The sequence below is a fragment of the Pararhizobium sp. P1_E7 genome (assembly GCF_056405855.1).
On record NZ_JBFUBH010000125.1, the window covers coordinates 1 to 5,497 of the forward strand.

General features: G+C 57.3%; 8 protein-coding genes. 4 read left to right on the forward strand and 4 right to left on the reverse strand.

Features of this window, described 5'->3' with window-relative positions:
- The first annotated feature begins 69 nt into the window (after window positions 1-69).
- Entirely contained in the window at window positions 70-642 is a 573-nt protein-coding gene (locus AC1D17_RS27495; RefSeq protein ID WP_477568413.1) for a cytochrome b/b6 domain-containing protein, read from the forward strand.
- Window positions 643-754: 112 nt separating this feature from the next.
- On the opposite strand, the gene AC1D17_RS27500 is transcribed toward AC1D17_RS27495, so the two are convergent.
- Both AC1D17_RS27500 and AC1D17_RS27505 read right to left on the reverse strand, forming a co-directional pair.
- Entirely contained in the window at window positions 755-1,450 is a 696-nt protein-coding gene (locus AC1D17_RS27500) for a VIT1/CCC1 transporter family protein (RefSeq protein WP_477568414.1), read from the reverse strand.
- Complete coding sequence (locus AC1D17_RS27505) at window positions 1,447-1,851, reverse strand: OsmC family protein (RefSeq protein ID WP_477568415.1); 405 nt, start codon at window positions 1,849-1,851, stop codon at window positions 1,447-1,449. Before AC1D17_RS27505 ends, AC1D17_RS27500 begins: the two co-directional genes overlap by 4 nt.
- Window positions 1,852-2,149: 298 nt before the next feature.
- Here AC1D17_RS27505 and AC1D17_RS27510 point away from each other — a divergent pair, with 298 nt between their 5' ends.
- Complete coding sequence (locus tag AC1D17_RS27510; protein WP_477568416.1) at window positions 2,150-2,575, forward strand: TraR/DksA family transcriptional regulator; 426 nt, start codon at window positions 2,150-2,152, stop codon at window positions 2,573-2,575.
- A gap of 273 nt (window positions 2,576-2,848) precedes the next feature.
- Here the strand turns inward: AC1D17_RS27510 and AC1D17_RS27515 are convergent, their stop codons facing one another.
- On the reverse strand, window positions 2,849-3,670 hold the full coding sequence (locus tag AC1D17_RS27515) for a universal stress protein (protein ID WP_477568417.1): 822 nt from the start codon (window positions 3,668-3,670) through the stop codon (window positions 2,849-2,851).
- 245 nt (window positions 3,671-3,915) lie between these two features.
- On the opposite strand from AC1D17_RS27515, the gene AC1D17_RS27520 reads away from it, so the two are divergent.
- A complete protein-coding gene (locus AC1D17_RS27520; RefSeq protein ID WP_477568418.1) occupies window positions 3,916-4,422 on the forward strand; it encodes an Hsp20/alpha crystallin family protein in 507 nt (168 codons plus the stop codon).
- An 87-nt stretch (window positions 4,423-4,509) separates the two neighbouring features.
- Here AC1D17_RS27520 and AC1D17_RS27525 read toward each other — a convergent pair whose 3' ends face one another.
- Window positions 4,510-5,157: a BON domain-containing protein gene (locus AC1D17_RS27525; protein WP_477568419.1), complete on the reverse strand. Its 648-nt coding sequence runs from the start codon at window positions 5,155-5,157 to the stop codon at window positions 4,510-4,512.
- Window positions 5,158-5,299: 142 nt separating this feature from the next.
- Between AC1D17_RS27525 and AC1D17_RS27530 the strand changes: the two genes are divergently transcribed.
- The coding region (locus AC1D17_RS27530; protein WP_477568420.1) for a pyridoxamine 5'-phosphate oxidase family protein at window positions 5,300-5,497 on the forward strand (198 nt) is incomplete at its 3' end.

Sequence of the window (5,497 nt, forward strand, 5' to 3'; positions counted from 1 at the left end):
CGGCCAGAAGGTCGAAGCGCTCTTCAATCCGGAAACCGGCGTTCAGGTCGGCGTTGACGGTGACGATTGATGCGTAGCGCCGAGCACGAAATGCACGGCTCCGTAACCGGTCGCGAGGAGCGACCGGAACGGATCAAGGTGTGGGACCCMGTGGTCAGGCTGTTCCACTGGGCGCTGGTGGGGTTTTTCGCCTTCTCGTTCTTCACGGGTGACGAATGGGAGACGGCGCATATTCTCTCGGGCTACGTGATCGGCAGCCTTATAGCCATCCGCGTACTTTGGGGGCTTTTGGGGTCGGAGCACGCGCGTTTCGTCAACTTCGTTCGAAACCCCGTGACCGTCATTGGTTTCCTTGCCGATACGGCCCGCATGCGTGCAAAACGCTACATCGGGCACAATCCGGCAGGCGGCGTCATGGTGATCGCGCTTCTCCTGATGATCGCGGGGATCGTTTCCACCGGCTACATGATGACGACCGATACCTACTGGGGCGTCGAATGGGTGGAAAACACCCATGAGATATTGGTCTATTCAACCCTTGGCCTGATCGTTCTTCACATTCTTGGCGTCCTCTTCGCCAGTATCGAGCATCGCGAAAACCTCGTCCGCGCCATGATCACAGGCTGGAAACGTCGAAACTGAGATCATGGCCCCAAATTCCATTGCTCGCGCATTTAAGTACGGGGGTGCTTTCAAACCTGTCCGACCGGAGATCGCCAAGTCTCGCCGGGCCTCCGGCGGACGGGTTGAACGTTCAGATGGCCTTTCCGACGACTGCACCGATACCTGCCGTCGCTGCCATGGCAAACGCGCCCCAGAATGTCACGCGCAAGGTTGCCCGCACAACATTCGCGCCGCCGGCTTTCGCGCCGATGGCACCGAGAAGGGCGAGAAATGCAAGAGAGGCAAGCGATACGGTCGCGACCAGCATCGAGGCCGGCGAGATCAAGACCATGGTAAGCGGCATCGCCGCTCCGACAGCAAAGGTTGCAGCCGAGGTAAGCGCTGCCTGGATTGGCCGCGCGGTGGTGATCTCGGATATGCCGAGTTCATCCTGGGCATGGGCGGTGAGCGCATCGCTGGCCATCATCTGATCGGCGACCTGTCGCGCCAGAACGACGTCCACACCGCGTTTGACGTAAATCTGGGCGAGTTCTTCACGCTCGAACTCGGGTTCGGTTGCCAGTTCGGTGCGCTCGCGGTCGAGGTCTGCCTTTTCGGTGTCAGCCTGCGAACTCACCGAGACGTACTCGCCGGCCGCCATCGACATGGCACCTGCGACCAACCCGGCCACGCCCGCAACCAGGATTTCGGAACTTGCCGCCGAGGCCGTCGCAACGCCGACGATAAGGCTTGCCGTCGAGACGATGCCGTCATTGGCACCAAGGACGGCGGCACGCAGCCAGCCGATGCGCGAAACGAGGTGATTTTCCCGATGCAGACGGCTCATGCTTTTCTCCTGATCACGCCCTCAAGTGGCACCGCAGCCGCGATCGTGTTCGAAATTGTACCGTACTTGCGGACATTCTTGTGCAGGAGTTCCAGTCGCTGATCGCTTTCAATCGTGTCGATGGCCAATTCGTAGTCGATCGAGATGATTTTCGGCGGCGCGTCCTGCCGGACGGCATGAAGGGTGACATCGACGCCGTGAAATTCGAAGTCGAGCATAGGCGTAACCCGTTCGATGCCCTTGATCATGCAGGCCGCCACCGCCGCCAGCAGCAGTTCTGCCGGGTTGAATGCGTCGTCACGATCGACAAGGCACGTGTCGAGCCGTATTTCAGCCTGCTTCGTGGATGCAAGGCTGCCGCGCCCATCGACCCGGCGGGCGTTGACTGTGTACTCAAGCATCGACAGCAACCCTTTCAAATACGGTGGCATTCCCGGCGGCGACCCGTAACACCCTATCAACAAGTCGAGACGCGCCGTTTGATCAGCATCAAGAAGACAGGACGATATCGAGGGCCCGACCGTTGTTCACTGAACGGCGAGGCAGGTGTGTCGTCCGTGTCTTTGCAGTGTCGGCCTAACCCTGTCCCGGAAACCTACCGGGCTGCCGCAGCTCCACCACTCCGATTGACGAGCGACTGCAATCCAACTGAACAATTCGTTGAGACGCCGTCGTCCAAGCCCTCCTTGATCCAGCTCAATGATTAAAACCCGATCGTTGCCTATTTTAGAAGAGGCCATTCCTGAAAGCACTAGCAACACGCAACATGCGTGTGGGGCGAAACGAGGTAAACAAATGAATATCGTAGAGATCAAAACCGAACTGGAAGATCGCCGTCGTGGGCTTGAGAAGCGCCTCGCCATGATCGACAGCGACCTTGGCCGAGAACTGGATGATGACAGTGGCGACCGAGCGATCGAAACGGAGAATGACGAGGTCCTCATTGGGATGGAGCGGAGCGGTCGCGAAGAACTGAAGGCGATCCTCTCTGCCCTCGATCGCATAGAAAAGGGAGACTTCGGGCGATGCGTGCTTTGCGGCGGAAATATAGGTGAGCCTAGACTCAAAGCGTTGCCATTCACGCCCTATTGCGTCGAGTGCGCCCGTGAAACTGCAAAGGCCTGATCGAGGCTGACACGCCGCCGACCGACCTGAAGCGAGAGAGGGGAGCGGCACCCAAGGCGCTGTTTCCCCATCAGATTATTACCACGCCTCTTGACCAGCACCTTTCGCCGCCATTGTCGTCAAAGCGACCGGACGACGATCCGCTTAACTCACCGGCTGATGGCAACCTTCCACTCATTAGACGCGCGGTCTCAATGGGCTACCTCAGTTGTGCTTTGGTCTCGCGGACACCGGTCGATGCCGGGTTCCAGCCGTTATGGTATTTTCGGCCCCTTAATGTGCGAGCAGCATCGGGATTTCGGGCCCTGCAAGAAAAGACTGGGTAACGCCGCCCAAAAGGCGCTCTCTCAACCGTGAATGTCCGTAGCCGCCGGCAATGAGCAGGTCGGCGCGATACTCCTTTGCCACCCCCTGAAGCACCGTTGCGGCCGGCTCTCCATCTGCACGCCTTTTCGCTACCTCCACCGACAGTCCGCCTTTTCGCAACGCTGCAGCAAAACGATCGTGTAGTTCTTCGTCTATCGCCTTGTCATCGACGACCGATATCAGCACAACCTTTTGGGACTGATCGAGGAACGGACGCGCCCCGGTTAGAGCTCGCGCCAATGTCGCGCTGCCGTCCCAGGCGATCGCGATCACATCGACGCGCCCGCAGGATGTCTCGCTGGGATACAGAACAAGGGGTCTCCCACTGTCAAAAAGGATGCTCTCCACGAGCGAGCGGGCCGTTGGAACAGCTTCCATGATGGAACAATCGTAGATCCGCGCTCTTCGCGAAAACGCCTCACCAATTTGGGGTTCCAAGGTTTCGAGATGGGAGATCGTCGCACTAATCCCGGCGGTTTCAGCGTATTCCCTGGTCGCTTGCGCCAGAAATTCCGCGTTGTCGCGACTTGTACCTTCAGCGTCTGCACTCATTTTCGCGATGTCCAAGACGGGTGGAAATGCGCTGTGGACATTTGGTATTTTCACCCTGGCGATCGTTACATTCAGATCCGCGCTTTGGTTTCGGGCAAAAGTGATCGCGTTCTGGAGTAGCGTGAACGAACTTGGATCCGGATAGGTCGTCAACGGCAGGTGAAATTGAGGCTTCATGGGGCATCTCCTTTTCAAGATATCCTGGATTTTGCTCTGATCCGCCGCGCCGCCTCGGTCTTGCGCGAACCGGCCGTGCCAGATTGCTTGATAGAATACGCCAATTGGATGGTCGCGATTTGACGCCGATCAATGTTCACACCCGTCGACAGCCTATGATGAAAAGACATCTCGATCACATGAGATGAAAGTGAGTGGGAGCACGCCTCCCGTCGGAGCCATCAAGGTAAATGGAGATTGAAAACATGGCTGAACATCCTGCTAATCTTCCATCCAACACCGAGCCGAAAACGCCGTCGACATCAGGCCGCTGGTCTCCCTTCGAAAGTCTTCGCTCGGAAATTGACCGGGTCTTCAATGACTTTACACCGGGTTTTTTCGATCGGACCTTTTCGCGTTTGCCGGCGGCATTTCAGGGTCACGCGCCGGCCGTCGATTTTGTCGAAAAGGACGACGCCTATGAGTTGACTGCCGAGCTACCCGGCATCGATCCCAAGGAACTTGATGTCACACTATCGAACGGTATCCTCACGTTAAAAGGCGAAAAGAGCGAACGCGAGGAGAAAAAAGATGCAGACTATTACCTGTCCGAACGCCGCTACGGGTCCTTCCAGCGCGATATCCGGCTTCCAGAAGCGGTAGATCCCGACAAGATCGACGCCTCGTTTGCCAACGGACTTTTGAAGGTCACTCTTCCGAAAAAGCCAAACGCGCAGAAGAACAACAGGAAGATCGCTATCAAGACGGCCTGATCGCAGTCGAACCAATGACAGCCAATGTGTCGTCGTTCAATGTGAGAACGAAGCGCGGGGGATCAGTCCTCCCGCGCTCCTTCAGTATCACGATACACGAATATGGTTCTCGACCAGGCTTACGCCGGGAACCGACCACGCGGCCTGTTCCGCTGCCTGGCGTTCGCTCCAGGCGTGGACGTCACCCTCCAAAGTCACCTTGTCGTGTGCCACATTGACCTTGACTGCAGCCGCTTCAATGAGAGCGTGCCGTTCCAATGCTGCCTCTATCCGATGTTTGACGTCGACGACATCGGCCTTCGACTTAACTTTCAAAACGTTGACAACGCCAACGACCCCGCCGAGTTTCTTGACCGCGTCCTCCGCGGCTTGCCGCTGGAAATGCCACGGCACTTCCCCGGAAAGCGTGATCCAGCCTTTGTGCACCTTGATGTCAACCGCGGCGTCGGGAAGTGCGGTATCCCATGATATGATGTCGAGTGCTCTTGCAGCGATCTCGTCATCTGCGTGGCGCTTGTGCCCGGGCCACCGTATCTCGATCTCGCTGGCAACCGCCCGGACACCTTTGATGCGTTGGGCAATCGACTCGGCCATCAATTTTTGCGCATAGGATTCCACGTGACCAGAAAGCGTTGCGATCCCGTGTTCAACGGCGACACCGATCTGGGCGGCGTCAAGGCTCGGATCGTACTCCAGTTCATCGAGGATATCCCTTCGAATTTTTCGGTCGTCCATGTCTTACTCCATTCGTTCAAGAGGCAGGATGCACCTCGTTTTGAATTTGAACCATTCAGCGGCATTATACTTTGCGCTCGATCAAGGATGAGCGGGCCGCCCTGGGTTAGTCTGATGTGTGCTTGAATGAGGAGACTCTCTGATGACGTACATCTTGAAAGACCTGACCGAAGGTGAATGCCGTGCGGTGCTCAGCAAAGCCCGTTTCGGCCACCTCGCTTGTTGCAAGGATGGTCGACCCTATATCGTACCGATCTATTTTGTCACCGATCAGGGGGCAATTTACAGCTTTTCGATGCCCGGCAAGAAGGTCGAGTGGATGCGGGCGAATAACAACGTC

Excerpts from the sequence above, each read along its gene's own strand:
- AC1D17_RS27515 (WP_477568417.1), bottom strand. The coding sequence starts at position 3,670 with ATGAAGCCTCAATTTCACCTGCCGTTGACGACCTATCCGGATCCAAGT.
- AC1D17_RS27510 (WP_477568416.1), top strand. The coding sequence starts at position 2,150 with ATGATTAAAACCCGATCGTTGCCTATTTTAGAAGAGGCCATTCCTGAA.
- AC1D17_RS27525 (WP_477568419.1), bottom strand. The coding sequence starts at position 5,157 with ATGGACGACCGAAAAATTCGAAGGGATATCCTCGATGAACTGGAGTAC.
- AC1D17_RS27520 (WP_477568418.1), top strand. The coding sequence starts at position 3,916 with ATGGCTGAACATCCTGCTAATCTTCCATCCAACACCGAGCCGAAAACG.
- AC1D17_RS27505 (WP_477568415.1), bottom strand. The coding sequence starts at position 1,851 with ATGCTTGAGTACACAGTCAACGCCCGCCGGGTCGATGGGCGCGGCAGC.
- AC1D17_RS27500 (WP_477568414.1), bottom strand. The coding sequence starts at position 1,450 with ATGAGCCGTCTGCATCGGGAAAATCACCTCGTTTCGCGCATCGGCTGG.